A 13992-nucleotide genomic window follows, 5' to 3' on the forward strand; every position below is an offset into this window, starting at 1 on the left:
TACGAGCGGCCACTGACCGTCCTCGGACTCAACTGACCTGCACCAACACACGATCAACGAACTTTGCAATCGCCCTGACGGTGGGCGGCGACGAACTGACCGCGGCCATCATTCTTGGGCGTGCTCGGTAGGTTTGTCTGTCATCGAGTGCGGATCACCGGCACAGGCATGGCGGTTGACGCTGCTGGGTCGGTTGGGGCCCTTCAGCGGGGACCGCGCGGGTGATGGGGGCCGGGCGCCAGGCGGCGGCTTTGATGGCGCGGGCGCTGAGCCAATCCGGATATGGGAGAAGGAGCTCTTTCGACTGGCCTCTGTGCCAGTGATCGTTCAAGAACCGCCGCACGGACACTCGCGCAGCCGCCGTAGACGTCGCAGAGGGGCTCGTTGTCGAACTCCGCGGTCTCGCCCACCACATGACCGGTGGCGGGGATGCCCACCAGAGAGGTCACGCCCTGGACATCGGTCGTCGTGACTTGGCCCAGCCGTTCACCAGGCGCGCCGAGCGTGTCCGTGACGCCTTCGAGAAGCATGATCTCCCCGGCCTTGCAGGTGCGCTCGGTGGCGGCGTACGGAGGGATGTACAACCACAAGAAGTGAAGTTGCATATGAGGTCAGCCGTTATCTGCATATGAGTGGCCCCGACGTCGCAGGATGCTGACCGTCGCGATCGCGTGACATTCACGACAAACCATCACTTACGTGCGCCAATCGGCGAGACGCCATCTATCCGCGTAGACAAGAATCGCTCACAATAGCGCCGCACTCGCACGAGCACGTCCCGCTGTGCGCCGCACAGCGGTATCTCCGACATGCCCGGACCGGGCAACTCCCTCGTCTGGAGGACATGGTGTTCGCAGAGAGACAGATCCGCGCGGCCCTCACCGTACTCGCCTTAAGCGGCCTGACCCTGACCACCCTTCAGGGAACCGCAGGTGCCACCGCAGCCTCTGCCGCAACAGCCTCGGCCACCGCCGAGCCCTCACCCGTCGCCTCCATCGAGAGGTCGACTGCACGCGCCCTGGCCCGTTCGCTCGCCGAGCCCACGTGGCACAAGCAGGTGGCGAACGCGGCCCTGGCCGCCGAGGAGGTGGACCTGCTGCCTCTCACGGCCAGGTCCGCCGCCAAGTCGGCCAGGGACTTCCGGAGCACCCTCGTCGAGGCGGAAAGGGACATCGCCGCGGCCAAGGGGCTCGGCGCCACGGACGTCGGCTCCCTCTTGCAGGTCCGCCTCGCCGGAAAGCCGGTGAGCGAGTCGGCGCTCACCAAGACGTCGCCCCTGGTCGCCTCGGCACCGGCCGACGACGACGCCGGCGTGGTCATCGCCTACGACACCGCGGGCAACGCACACGAACTGTCCGCGCGAAAGGCTCCGGAGCGACCGGTCTACGTCATCGGCGTCGACGGACAGGAGGCCCTCGCCGCCGGCCTCGAAGTGATCGACAAGGAGCTCGCCGCCAAGGGCCTCGGCACCCTGAGCGCAGCCGAGACCACCAGGTCTGCGGCCGGCACGGCCGGAACCGCCCCCGCCGGGTCGACCGGATCCGCCGCGTCCACCGGATTCTGGACGACCCGCATCAAGTCCATCAGCGTGGCGGACCTCAAGGAGCCCTGGTTCAAGGGCGACGCCGAGCTCTTCACCCTCGTCACCGGCTTCGGCACGGACGGCAAGGTCCGCGTCGACACGGTCACCATGCCGTACGTCGACGACGAGGACACGACCTACTACCCGGGCCAGATCCTCGTCAACTGGTCGAACTACAAGTACAACCTGGCCGACGCGGTCCTCATGGAGGACGACGGAGACACCAACTACTCCTCGCTCGCCAAGGCACTCGCCGCGGCCCTGCTGACCATCACCGACCAGGGCGCGTACATCCCGCTCGTGAATGCGATCATCGACGCGATGCCCGCCTCGTGGTGGAGCGACGACCCCGACTACGTCGACTCCTTCTACACACTGGCGAGGGAGACCACCGGCAGCCGCACCGGCGCCTCCGCCAACGCCCGCATGACCGTGGAGCGTTACTACGTCTCCGCACTCTGACGCAGAACGCCGCGCCCCTCGCCAGAGAGGGCCCCACCGCCCGGCGGGGGGCGCGGTGCCGCACGACAACCTCGTCGGACCGTCGGTGTCGGTGCCAGGCGCTGGTGTCGTTCGCCCAGAGCAAGCCAAGGAACCCGAGGGGGCACGAAACCGCCATGCCCGAGAACGACACTGCTTACCGGACTGGCGCGGGCCCCGCAGCGCACCATCGTGGTGAAGCGGCCCGACGGGGCGGTCCTGCACATCACCGGCAAGGAGGCCCGCGAGGACGACACGCTGATCGAGCGGTTCCTCGCGGACGGCGGCGGCGACAGCACGGCGGTGGGGTGAGCGGCGGTGACCGACAACGACCGCTACGCGTTACTCGTCGGTGTCTCCGGAAACGCGTCCGGGTCGGCACCGTCCACACCTTCCAGGGCGCCGTACTGCTCTACAACGGCCCGAAGGCGGCGTTCGACGAGCACGAGGCGACGCTGCGCGCGCTGGGCCCGGCGGGCACCACGTACCTGGACACCGACCACGGGCTGTCCGCGCTCTACGACATGTCGCTGCTGGGCATCATGTGGGGCATCCTCAACGGCTTCCTCCAGGGTGCCGCCCTGCTGGGCACCGCCAAGGTGAAGGCCACCACCTTCGTCATGCTGGCCAACACGACGATCAACGTGGTCACCGGGTACGTGACCGCGTACGCCCCGCAGATCGACGAGGGCAAGTACCCGGCGGGCGACGCCACCATGACGGTGCATCAGGACGCGCTGGAGCATCTCGCCGAGGAGAGCGAGACGCTCGGCATCAACGCCGAACTGCCCCGCTTCTTCAAGGCGCTCGTCGACCGCGCGGTGGCCGACGGCCACGCCGGCAGCGGCTACGCGGCCCTGATCGAGCAGTTCCGCAAGCCCTCCGCCTGACGGCGCGGTCCCCCTGGCCTCCGGGGTACGGCCCAGCCGAACGCAGGTCAGGCGCTCTTCGACGCCGGTTCCAGCACCGCCACGCACTCCACGTGATGCGTCATCGGGAACAGGTCGAACACCCGCAGCGTCCGCACCCGGTACCCCCCGTCCCGGAAGTACCCCAAGTCCCGTGCCAGCGCTGCCGGGTCGCAGGCCACGTAGGCGATGCGGCGGGCGGTGAGGGAGGAGATCAGGGAGACCGTCTTGCGGCCGGCGCCGGCGCGGGGCGGGTCGAGGACGATCAGGTCGGCCTCGGTGATGCCCGTGCGCGGCAGGACCGACTCGACCTTGCCCTGCTCGATGCGGACGCGCGGGAAGTCCGCGAGGTTGTGCCGCGCGTCCTCCACCGCCTGCTTGCCCGACTCGATGCCGAGGACCGCGCCCGACTCGCCGACCCGGTCGGCCAGGGCGCCGGCGAACAGGCCGACTCCGCAGTACAGGTCGAGCGCCATGTCGCCCTTGCGCGGCAGCAGGCCCTGCATGACCGCGGTGACCAGGGTGTCGGCGGCCTTCGGGTGGACCTGCCAGAAGCCACCGGCGCCGACGCGGTAGGTGCGGCCGTCGGCGCGTTCGCGGACGTAGGGGCGGCCGTGCACGCGGTGGACGCCGCCGGTGCGCTCGTTCACACGCAGCACGGACACCGGGCGGTCCAGCTCGACCAGGGGCAGGCGGGCGCCCGGCTTCGGGGTCAGCACCACCTGGCGGTCCTGGGAGCCGGTCGCCGCGATCGCCTCGACGGAGTCCATGCCGGTCCAGTCGCGCTTCTCGATGCCGAGTTCGCTGATGCTGTCGGCGGCGATGAGGCAGTGGTCGATCGGCTCGACCTCGTGCGAGCGGTGCCGGCGCAGGCCGGCACGGCCGTCCGGGGTCACGGCGTACTGGACGCGGGTCCGCCAGGCCGGGACCTCGCCCGCGGGCACCTTGTCGCCCTCGGCGGGCACCACGGTGCCGTCCCAGCCGGCCTCCTCGGGGGTCAGCCCGGCCAGCCGCTTCAGCTGCTCGGCGACGACCTCGCCCTTCAGGCGCCGCTGGGCGCCCGGCTTGGCGTGCTGCCAGTCACAGCCGCCGCAGCGGCCGGGGCCGGCGTAGGGGCAGGGCGGGTCGATGCGGTCCTTGGCGGCCTCCAGCACCTGCACCGCGTCGGCGCGCAGGAAACGGGCGCCCTCCTCGCCCTCCGTGACGCGGGCGACGACGCGCTCACCGGGCAGGGCGTGCCGGACGAAGAGCACCTGGCCCTCCGGCGTGCGGGCCACGCAGTGGCCTCCGTGGGCGACGGGGCCGACCTCGACCTCGTACTCCTCCCCCACCAGCGATTTCCTCGGTTCTGCCTGCATGGCGGGGTGACTCCACTACGTCGAGGGGGTTGGGTCCTGTCCGGTCGCGGTCCGCGCCAACGGTCCGCGACAACAGCCCACCAGTCTACGTGGATGGCAGAGAGGTCCGTGCCGGGTGTGGATGGGAGGGGCGGGTGTGGAGGGGAGGCGGGTGCGCATAGAGGGCCCGGCCGCGTAGGAGGGCGCGGGCAGGCGCGGGAGGGCCGGGTGCTCGGGGCTAGGTGTCGGACCGCGTCTGCGTCGAGTTCTCCTTCGTGCGCTCGGCGGGGCCGCGGCGGACCGAGCCCGGGGCCGTCCACTCCTGGCGCTTGCGGGCCCGCCGCTTCGCGGCCTCGGAGGAGCGCAGCTGGTACGGCACCGAGGTGACCATCACACCGGGCGTGAACAGCAGCCGGCCCTTGAGGCGTAGCGCGCTCTGGTTGTGCAGGAGGTGCTCGTACCAGTGGCCGACCACGTACTCGGGGATGATGACCGAGACCACGTCGCGGGGTGACTCCTTGCGCAGGGACTTGACGTACTCGATGACCGGCCGGGTGATCTCCCGGTACGGGGAGTCCAGCACCTTCAGCGGTACGTCGATGCCGCGCCGCTCCCACTCCTCGCGCAGCTCCTTGGTCTCGTCCGGGTCGACATTGACGGTGAGCGCCTCCAGGGAGTCGGAGCGCATCAGCTTGGCGTAGGCGAGGGCGCGCAGGGCGGGGCGGTGGATCTTGGAGACCAGGACGACGGAGTGGACCCGGGAGGGGCGCACCATGTCGTCGCCGGGGGTCTCCGGGGCGGCGATCTCCTCGGAGACGCGGTCGTAGTGGCGGCGGATCGCCGTCATGGTCCCGTAGAAGATGCACATGCCGAGCAGCGCGACCCAGGCTCCGTGGGTGAACTTGGTGACCAGGACGACGACCAGGACCAGGCCGGTCAGGCAGGCGCCGAAGGCGTTGATGGCCCGGGAGCGGATCATGTGCCGGCGGGCGGCCTTGTCGGTCTCGGTGGCCAGCAGGCGGTTCCAGTGCCGGACCATGCCGGACTGGCTGAGCGTGAAGGCCACGAACACGCCGACGATGTAGAGCTGGATCAGCCGGGTGGAGTCGGCGCCGTAGATCCAGACCAGCAGTCCGGCGGCTCCGGCGAGCAGCACGATGCCGTTGGAGAAGGCGAGCCGGTCGCCGCGGGTGTGCAGCTGGCGCGGGAGGTAGCGGTCCTGGGCGAGGATCGAGCCGAGCAGCGGGAAGCCGTTGTAGGCGGTGTTGGCGGCGAGGAAGAGGACCAGCGCGGTGGCCGCGGCGAGGATCATGAACGGGACCGAGTCGTGCCCGAAGACGGCCTCGGCGACCTGGGAGATCACCGGGTGCTGGATGTAGCCGGCGCCGACCGGGGTGCCGTCGCGCAGCAGGTCCTTGGCGGGGTTCTCGGCCATGCGGACCTTGGTGGCCGCGGCCAGCGCGATGATCCCGCAGAACATGGTGACGGCGAGCAGGCCCATCAGCGCCAGCGTGGTCGCCGCGTTCTTCGACTTGGGCTTGCGGAAGGCCGGTACGCCGTTGGAGATGGCCTCCACCCCGGTGAGCGCGGCGCAGCCGGAGGAGAAGGCACGCAGCAGGAGGAAGACGAGGGCGAAGCCGGCGAGCCCGGGGTGCTCCGGTTTGATCTCGAAGTCGGCGGTCGGGGCGCGCATCTCGTCGCCGAGCACCAGCCCGCGGAAGGCGCCCCAGGCGATCATGGCGAAGATGCCGGTGACGAAGACGTAGGTCGGGATGGCGAAGAGGGTGCCGGACTCCCTGACCCCGCGCAGGTTCATCAGGGTCAGCAGCACGATCACGCCGATCGCACAGGCCACCTTGTGCTCGACGACGAAGGGGATGGCCGAGCCCAGGTTCTCGATGCCGGCGGAGATCGACACGGCGACCGTGAGGACGTAGTCGACGAGCAGCGCGCTCGCGACGGTCAGCCCGGCCCTGCGGCCGAGGTTGGTGCCGGCCACCTCGTAGTCGCCGCCGCCGCTCGGGTAGGCGTGCACGTTCTGCCGGTAGGAGGCGACGACGGTGAACATCAGCACGACGACCGCGGCGGCGATCCAGGGGCTGAAGTGGTAGGCCGACAAGCCCGCGACGGACAGGACCAGCAGCACCTCGCCGGGCGCGTAGGCCACGGAGGACAGCGGGTCGGAGGCGAAGACGGGTAGTGCGACGCGCTTGGGCAGGAGGGTCTCGCCCAGCCGGTCACTGCGCAGTGCGCGCCCGATCAGGATCCGTTTGGGCACGTCGGTCAGTTTGGACACAACAGAGGATCGTAAGCCTTCGAACGCAAGCGCGCCCAACCGCCACCCCAGATCCGCACGACCTCCACCCGCCCTCTGCTCACCGGGTGAAAAACAGCCCCGCCGGGGCCCCGGATTGCGCACGCCGGGCCGCTTTCATGCCTATATGACGGAGCCCGCCATGACGGTCACGACTGGGTCCTGCCATGCCGGTCACGACTGAGTCCTGCCATGACGGGCTCCGTACCGCTTCATGACGATCATGACGAACGCCACGCTCCGCTCGCCCGGCCGGTCCGGGCGCCGTCGCCGCTCTTGGGAGGTCCCATGCACTCGGGTGCAGAACTGATCGGCGCCGCGGTCGCCCTCCTCGGCCTCGGGCTCCTCACCCTGGCGAGCGTGCGCAGCATCACGCGCCGCTGACCGGCCGGTCGTCCGTCAACTCGGCGAGGCGCGCGTGCAGTTCCGCGCGTGTGATGCCGTCCACCCGGGGGGACGGGACGGTGCAGGCGTACGCCCCGGCCACCGTGCCGTAGCGGGCGCAGCGCTCGGCGGGCTCCCCGCCCAGCCAGCCGTGGAGGAACGCCGCCGCGAAGGCGTCGCCGGCGCCGTTGGAGTCCACGACCGGGGCGGGCGGCTCGGCGGCGGGGACATGGCTCAGCTCGCCGTCGGCCAGCAGATACGCGCCCTCGGCTCCGGCGGTGGCGACGACCACCCGGGCCCGGCCCCGTTCGGTGAGGGAGCGCATCACGGGCTCCGGGTCCGGGAGGGCGGCGGCGGAGAGGAAGACGAGGTCCGCGGCGAGGGCGAAGGGCTCGTGGTAGGGGTTGACGCCGTCCCAGTCGTGCAGGTCGGTGGAGATGGTCGGGCCGGCGGCCCGCAGCAGGGGCAGTGCGGCGGCGCAGGGCTGGGTGATGACGACATGGGCGTGCCGGCTGGCGGCGGCCAGCTTCCGTACCGTCTCCTCGGGCAGCGGGTCGGTGTCCGCGGCGCGGGTCGCGTCGTAGAGGGAGAGCCGCCGGCCGTCGGGGCCGACGAGGTTCACCGCGCGCTTGGTGCCGCGCGGCTGCGGCACGGCGGTGAGCGGGATGCCGTGGTCGCGGTGCAGGGCGCGGACGAGGTCGCCCTCGTGGTCGTCGCCGATGAGGTCCAGATGGTGGGTGCGCAGGCCGAGGGCGGTGGCCGCCAGGGCGACGAAGTCACCGCTCTGTCCGGCGCGGGTGACGATGCCGGGCCGGATCATGAGGCTGTCGGTGAACGGCACGGGCAGCTCGGGCACGTGCACGATCGTGTCCACGCCGGCGCCTCCCAGGACCAGCACGTCGATCTCGGCCGTCATCTGCGGTTCCTCTCTTCTCGCCCGGTCTCGCCCGGTCCCTTTCCCGCCCGGTCTCGCCCGGTCTCGCCCGGCGGGAATGGTGTCACGGCCGGGCTCGTACGGTGCGGATACGTTGGACTCGGGCGCGCGCTGCACGGCGGCCGGGCCCCGGAGGGCGTCAGGACCGCGATCCCCCGGCATGATGTTGCCTGGCGGCCTGCGCCGCGATGTGTGGGAAGACCAGCCTGGCGAGCCGAAAGAGAGACATGAGCACGAGAGTCATGAAGGCCGACGGGCCTGCAGGAAGCGCGGTGTGACGCGATGCATATTGTCATCATGGGCTGCGGAAGGGTGGGTTCCGCCTTGGCCCAGACCCTCGAGGAACAGGGCCACACGGTCGCCGTGATCGACCAGGACCCCACCGCCTTCCGCCGTCTGGGCTCCTCCTTCGGCGGCCGCAGGGTCACCGGGGTCGGTTTCGACCAGGACACCCTGCGCGAGGCGGGCATCGAGGAGGCCGGTGCCTTCGCCGCCGTCTCCAGCGGAGACAACTCCAACATCATCGCCGCACGGGTGGCCCGCGAGATGTTCGGCATCGAGAACGTGGCGGCCCGCATCTACGACCCCCGCCGCGCGGAGGTCTACCAGCGCCTCGGCATCCCCACCGTCGCCACGGTGCGCTGGACGGCCGACCAGATGCTGCGCCGGCTGCTGCCCTCGGGCGCCGAGCCGCTGTGGCGCGACCCCACCGGAGGTGTGCAGCTCGCCGAGGTCTACACCTCCCCGGCCTGGGTGGGCCACAAGATCAGCAGGCTGCAGGACGAGACGGGCGTCCGCGTGGCCTTCCTGACCCGGCTCGGCGAAGCGATCCTGCCCAGCTCGCAGACGGTGCTGCAGGAGGGTGACCTGGTGCACGTGATGATGCGCACCGACGAGATCGACCGGGTCGAGGCGGCGTTCGCCAAGGGACCCGAAGAAGGGGGCGGTCACTGATGAGGGTCGCCATTGCCGGGGCCGGTGCCGTCGGCCGCTCGATCGCGGGCGAGCTGCTGGAGAACGGCCACGAGGTGCTGCTGATCGACAAGGCGCCGACCGCGATCTCGGTCGAGCGGGTCCCTCAGGCGGAGTGGCTGCTGGCCGACGCCTGTGAGATCACGTCCCTGGACGAGGCCGCGCTCCAGCGCTGCAACGTGGTGATCGCCGCGACCGGCGACGACAAGGTCAACCTGGTCGTCTCGCTGCTGGCGAAGACCGAGTACGGCGTCCCGCGGGTCGTGGCGCGGGTCAACAACCCGAAGAACGAGTGGCTGTTCAACGAGTCATGGGGCGTGGACGTCTCCGTCTCCACCCCGCGTCTGATGTCGGCCCTGGTGGAGGAGGCGGTCAGCGTCGGCGACCTGGTCCGCCTGCTGCGCTTCAGCCACGGCGACGCCAACCTGGTGGAGCTCACCCTGCCCGAGGAGTCGGCCCTGGCCGGCACCCAGGTCGGGGATGTGCAGTGGCCGCAGGACACCTCCCTGGTCACCATCATCCGCGGCACCCGGGTGCTGACGCCGACCCGGGAGGACTCCCTGGAGGCCGGCGACGAGCTGCTCTTCGTGGCGGCCCAGGCCAGGGAGGAGCAGCTGGAGGATCTGCTGTCGGTGCGGAAGAAGCCGGAGGGGAGCTGACCGGCGCAGGTCCCGTGCGACGTGAGAAGGGGCGCCCTGGAGTTCAGGGCGCCCCTCCTTACGTTCGTGCGCGGGCGGCGTCACGTTCGTGCGCGGGCGGCGTCGCTGCTCGAGTGGCTCACCGGGGAGCAGCGGCCAGTGGTACGTATCAGTCCTCGCGTGCTCCGGAAGGCGTCAGTCCTCCCGGCGGTGCCGGCCTCCCGGCTCCGCGGCGGCGGCCGCCGCCTCCCCCTCTACCTTCTCTTCCTTCTCTTCCTTCTCCCGCTCCCGCGCCTCCATCTCGGCGAAGACATCGATCGGCGGCGGGGCCTTGGCCAGGAACACCCAGGTCAGATACACCGCGAGCAGGAACGGCGGGATCTTCAGCGCGACCAGCACCCAGCCCAGCTGGGTGGTGTCCGCCCACCAGTACAGCGGGAAGAGGATGGCGCTCTTCGCGAGCAGGATCAGACCCCAGGCCCAACTGGCCTTGGTGTACGCCTTCTTGCGGCCCGGGTTGCGGGTGCGCCAGGAGAGGTTCTCCCGGAAGATCGGCCCCAGCATCAGGCCGATCAGCGGGATCCCCGCCATCGCGGTGATGATGTAGGCGAGCGCGAGCCCCAGCGTGTAGAGCATGCCGGGGAGGTAGAAGTCCTTCGCGTTGCCGGTCATCATCGCGAAGACCACGCCGAAGCCGACTCCGAAGACACCGCTGAAGGCGTGCTTGACGGTGTCCTTCATGGCCAGCCGGACCACCACCAGCACCAGCGACACGGCCAGCGCCGCGATCGCCGACATGTGCAGGTCCTTGTTGACCGTGTAGATGCTGACGAACAGAAGCCCGGGCAGCACCGTCTCGACCATGCCCCGCACCCCGCCGAACGCCTCGAACAAGGCGGCCTCGGTCACCGCCCGGGCGTCGTCCGCGGATGTGTCTTCGGTTGTCGGCTTGTCGAGCGACGTCACCGGCTACTCCCGTCCGAGGGGTCTGAGTTCGTATTTCGGATTGAACAGCACCCGGCGGCCCCGGCTCATCGAGATCCGGCCCGATGCGATCACCTTGCGGCCCGGTTCGATCCCTCTGATGGAGCGCCGGCCGAGCCACACCACGTCCAGTGCGCCGGAGCCGTCGAACAGTTCGGCCTCCAGGGCCGGGACTCCGGCGCGCGGCCGCAGCGTGACCGTGCGCAAGGTACCAATAACCGTCACGATCTGCCGGTCCTGGCAGTCACCTATCCGCGTACATCCAGCGGTCTCGGCGTCTTCACGCAGCTCCTCGGACTCCAGGTCCTCCTGCGACGAGGAGAGCCGGTCGAGCATGCGCCGGAACCGGCCTGCCGGCTTCTCGGAACGAGGAACAGCACTCATGTCTGAAGCGTACCGGGGGCCACTGACGGTTACGTACCCTCCGCCGCCGCGCACCGAACCGGCCCTTGCCTGCCATGGTCGCCCCGCGCCGCCCTGACCTCCCCTTCCGAGCAGCGCCTGCGGACCGGGCCCCTTTCCGGCCGCGGGAACGCCGTTCCCGCGGATGTGACGCAACACCCCCGGGGCGCGACTCACGGTCACGGCACGCGCACGTCCGGCGACTTGATCACCGGGTTCGAGCGCAGTCCCCCCCGGCCCCATGGACGCGCCAGCCGTCCCCCGCCGTCCCTGCCCTCAGTGGGCGACCACTTCTCCGTCGCGCAGTTCCAGGACCCGGTCCGCCAGGTCGAGCAGGGCGGGGTCGTGGGTGGCGACCAGCGCGGTGACCTGTTCGCTGCGCACCACGGCCCGCAGAAGTTCCATCACCGCGTGGCCGGTGTCCGCGTCCAGCTGGCCGGTCGGCTCGTCGGCGATCAGCAGCGAGGGGTTGTTGGCCAGGGCGCGGGCGATGGCGACCCGCTGCTGCTGGCCGCCGGAGAGCTCACCGGGCCGCTGGGCCGCGTGGCCGGCGAGGCCCACCAGGGACAGCAGCAGCTCGACGCGTTCCTCGCGCTCCCGCGGGTCGGCGCGGCGCAGCCGCAGCGGGACGCCGACGTTCTCGGCGGCGGTGAGGATCGGGATGAGCCCGAAGGACTGGAAGACGAAGCCGATCCGGTCCCGGCGCAGCGCCAGCAGCCCGTCCTCGTCGAGGCCGGCGATGTCGAGCCCGTCCACGGTGACCCGGCCCCGGTCGGGCGAGTCCAGGCCGCCGACGATGTTGAGCAGCGTGGTCTTGCCGGAGCCCGAGCGGCCCTTGAGGGCGACCAGTTCGCCGCGCGGGACCTCGAAGGAGACGCCGCGCAGCGCGTGCGCCGCGGCGGCCCCGGTGCCGTAGGACTTGTGCACGTCCTCGACGCGCACCATCGTCTCGGTGGCCACCTGTGTCATCCGCCCGCCCTCCCCCTCGGAACCGGCCGACAGTATCCCCGGCCGGCCGGACGATCAACAGTGCGGACACGCATGCGCCGAGGGCCGCCCCGGTCGGGACGGCCCTGGGAGTCGGCTGTTCCGGCGGCCGGGCGCAGCCGCCCGGCCGGACATACGGTCCCGCGTACGGTCCGGCGCGGTGCGCCGGATCAGCGGACCTCGGTGATCTCCGGGCCGCGCTGCAGCTGGCCCATGCCGCCCGAGAAGCGGGAGCCCTCCTCCTGCTGGACGCCCTCGGGCACCATCTGGGCGTCGTTGGGCAGCTTGAGGACGATCGGGTCGCGCGGCGCCATCGGGCCGTCGCCGCGCACCACGACCGTGTCCCGGAAGATCTGCTCGAGCAGCCCTGCGGCCTGCGGCTGCACCGCGCCCTGGCCGGAGATCACTCCGCGCAGGAACCAGCGGGGGCCGTCCACGCCGACGAACCGCACGACCTGGAAGCCGCCGGTGCCGTCCGGCAGCTGTACCGGCACCTGGGCCCGCAGCTCCCAGCCCAGCGGACCCTCGACCTCGTCGATGATGCCGCCCTGCTGGGTGATGCCGGCCGCGATCTCCTCGCGGACCTCGGTCCAGATGCCCTCACGCTTGGGTGCCGCGAAGGCCTGCAGCTGGATGGCGCTGTCGTTCAGCACCACGGTGGCGGCGACAATCGCGTCGCCCGCGACCTCGACGCGCAGCTCCATGCCGTCGACGCCCGGCACGAACAGGCCGCCCAGGTCGACCCGGCCCTCGCCGGGGTTGCTGACCTCGGAGACGTCCCAGGGCCCGTCGGGCCGTGGCGCGGGCTCCAGCCTCAGCCGTTCGGCCTCGGCCTCCGCCTCACTGTCGACACCGTCGACGACCTGCTCGGCCTCGCCGGCCGCGTCCTTGGCGGCAACCCTCTTCTTGCGACGTCCGAACACGTCACTGTCCTTCCCGGTCGGATACGACCGAAGCGTATCGATTCCCACCCGCTGTGCCGCTCACGGCGGCCTGACCGTTTGTGCCGCTCACGCCTTCCCCGGTCTCCACGGCGGCATGACCACCCGTGGACCCGAAGCCCCCCTCGGCCCGGGCCGACGCGGGCAGCTCCGCGACCGGCACGAAGCGCACCCTCTCGACCTGCTGGACGACCAGTTGGGCAATCCGGTCGAAGCGCTCGAACCGCACGGCCTCGCGCGGGTCGAGATTCACCACGATCACCTTGATCTCTCCACGGTACCCGGCATCCACCGTCCCCGGGGCATTCACCAGGGCCACACCGCAGCGGGCGGCCAGACCGGACCGCGGGTGCACGAAGGCGGCATACCCCTCGGGCAGGGCCACCGACACCCCGGTGGGCAGCACGGCCCGCTCGCCGGGGGCCAGTTCGCAGGGCTCGGTGGTGCGCAGATCGGCGCCCGCGTCACCGGGGTGCTCGTAAGCCGGAAGGGGTACGTCCGGATCGATGCGGCGGATGAGCACGTCGAGGGTCACGGGTTCACCTCGAAGGCGCGGGCGCGCCGGACCTGATCCGGGTCGTTCATGGCGGCCTGGATCTCCTCCTGGCGGCCGTGGTCGATGAAGTGGTCGACCTTGACCTCGATGAACAGCGCGTCGGCGCGGACGGCGACGGGGCCGTCGGGGCCGCCGATGCGTCCGGTCGCGCTGGAGTAGATCTTCCGTCCCGCCACCGCGGTCACCTCGGCCGCCAGGTGCAGCGTGGTCCCCACCGGGACGGGGCGGACGAAATCGGTCTCCAGCCTGCCGGTCACCGCGATGGTGCGCAGCAGCCAGTTGAGCGAGCCCAGCGTCTCGTCCAGGGCCGTGGCGAGCACACCGCCGTGGGCGAGGCCGGGGGCGCCCTGGTGGGCGGGCTGCACGGTGAACTCGGCCGTGATCGACACGCCTTCGCCGGCGCGTGCCTGGAGGTGCAGGCCGTGGGCCTGTTCGTCGCCGCAGCCGAAACACTGGCCGTAGTGCGCGCCGAGCAGCTCGCCGGGCGCGGGTGCGTCGGGATGGCGGACCGGCTTCACGGCGTCGGCCGGGGGCTGAAGAGCTGGGGAAGTACCACTCACAGGCGCAGACCTT

Annotated in this window: 12 protein-coding genes and 1 pseudogene; 4 read left to right on the plus strand and 9 right to left on the minus strand. The window is 71.1% G+C overall.

The window, feature by feature from the left end:
* The first annotated feature begins 844 nt into the window (after window positions 1-844).
* Both ABD198_RS03835 and ABD198_RS03840 read left to right on the plus strand, forming a co-directional pair.
* Window positions 845-2044 (plus strand): DUF3103 family protein, encoded by a 1200-nt coding sequence (locus ABD198_RS03835; RefSeq protein WP_343997890.1) that lies wholly within the window; start codon window positions 845-847, stop codon window positions 2042-2044.
* A 419-nt stretch (window positions 2045-2463) separates the two neighbouring features.
* Window positions 2464-2952 (plus strand): annotated as a pseudogene (locus tag ABD198_RS03840) (imine reductase family protein); the annotation flags it as partial.
* Between the two features lie 47 nt (window positions 2953-2999).
* Here ABD198_RS03840 and ABD198_RS03845 read toward each other — a convergent pair.
* From ABD198_RS03845 to ABD198_RS03855, 3 genes are all read right to left on the minus strand, one after another.
* The gene (locus ABD198_RS03845; RefSeq protein ID WP_343997892.1) at window positions 3000-4328 is read right to left on the minus strand and encodes a class I SAM-dependent RNA methyltransferase; all 1329 of its coding nucleotides are present in this window, start codon (window positions 4326-4328) and stop codon (window positions 3000-3002) included.
* A gap of 217 nt (window positions 4329-4545) precedes the next feature.
* On the minus strand, window positions 4546-6603 hold the full coding sequence (locus tag ABD198_RS03850) for an APC family permease (RefSeq protein ID WP_343997893.1): 2058 nt from the start codon (window positions 6601-6603) through the stop codon (window positions 4546-4548).
* 388 nt (window positions 6604-6991) lie between these two features.
* Window positions 6992-7921 (minus strand): adenosine kinase, encoded by a 930-nt coding sequence (locus ABD198_RS03855; protein ID WP_343997894.1) that lies wholly within the window; start codon window positions 7919-7921, stop codon window positions 6992-6994.
* A 300-nt stretch (window positions 7922-8221) separates the two neighbouring features.
* Here ABD198_RS03855 and ABD198_RS03860 point away from each other — a divergent pair, with 300 nt between their 5' ends.
* Both ABD198_RS03860 and ABD198_RS03865 read left to right on the plus strand, forming a co-directional pair.
* Complete coding sequence (locus tag ABD198_RS03860; protein ID WP_343997895.1) at window positions 8222-8893, plus strand: potassium channel family protein; 672 nt, start codon at window positions 8222-8224, stop codon at window positions 8891-8893.
* The gene (locus tag ABD198_RS03865; protein WP_343997896.1) at window positions 8893-9570 is read left to right on the plus strand and encodes a potassium channel family protein; all 678 of its coding nucleotides are present in this window, start codon (window positions 8893-8895) and stop codon (window positions 9568-9570) included. The genes ABD198_RS03860 and ABD198_RS03865 overlap by 1 nt, the downstream gene beginning before the upstream one ends.
* A 174-nt stretch (window positions 9571-9744) precedes the next feature.
* Here ABD198_RS03865 and ABD198_RS03870 read toward each other — a convergent pair whose 3' ends face one another.
* The 6 genes from ABD198_RS03870 to ABD198_RS03895 form a co-directional block, all read right to left on the minus strand.
* Entirely contained in the window at window positions 9745-10515 is a 771-nt protein-coding gene (locus ABD198_RS03870) for a DUF3159 domain-containing protein (RefSeq protein WP_343997897.1), read from the minus strand.
* 3 nt (window positions 10516-10518) lie between these two features.
* Window positions 10519-10917: an OB-fold nucleic acid binding domain-containing protein gene (locus ABD198_RS03875; RefSeq protein ID WP_343997898.1), complete on the minus strand. Its 399-nt coding sequence runs from the start codon at window positions 10915-10917 to the stop codon at window positions 10519-10521.
* Between the two features lie 294 nt (window positions 10918-11211).
* The gene (locus tag ABD198_RS03880; RefSeq protein WP_343997899.1) at window positions 11212-11904 is read right to left on the minus strand and encodes an ABC transporter ATP-binding protein; all 693 of its coding nucleotides are present in this window, start codon (window positions 11902-11904) and stop codon (window positions 11212-11214) included.
* Window positions 11905-12092: 188 nt separating this feature from the next.
* Complete coding sequence (locus ABD198_RS03885) at window positions 12093-12845, minus strand: DUF3710 domain-containing protein (RefSeq protein ID WP_343997900.1); 753 nt, start codon at window positions 12843-12845, stop codon at window positions 12093-12095.
* A gap of 1 nt (window position 12846) precedes the next feature.
* Window positions 12847-13398 (minus strand): dUTP diphosphatase, encoded by a 552-nt coding sequence (gene dut, locus ABD198_RS03890; protein ID WP_343997901.1) that lies wholly within the window; start codon window positions 13396-13398, stop codon window positions 12847-12849.
* Entirely contained in the window at window positions 13395-13979 is a 585-nt protein-coding gene (locus ABD198_RS03895) for a PaaI family thioesterase (RefSeq protein ID WP_343997902.1), read from the minus strand. Before ABD198_RS03895 ends, dut begins: the two co-directional genes overlap by 4 nt.
* Window positions 13980-13992 lie beyond the last annotated feature (13 nt).

Origin of the sequence: Streptomyces thermocarboxydovorans, assembly GCF_039524635.1 — a bacterium.
Lineage (GTDB): Bacteria > Actinomycetota > Actinomycetes > Streptomycetales > Streptomycetaceae > Streptomyces > Streptomyces thermocarboxydovorans.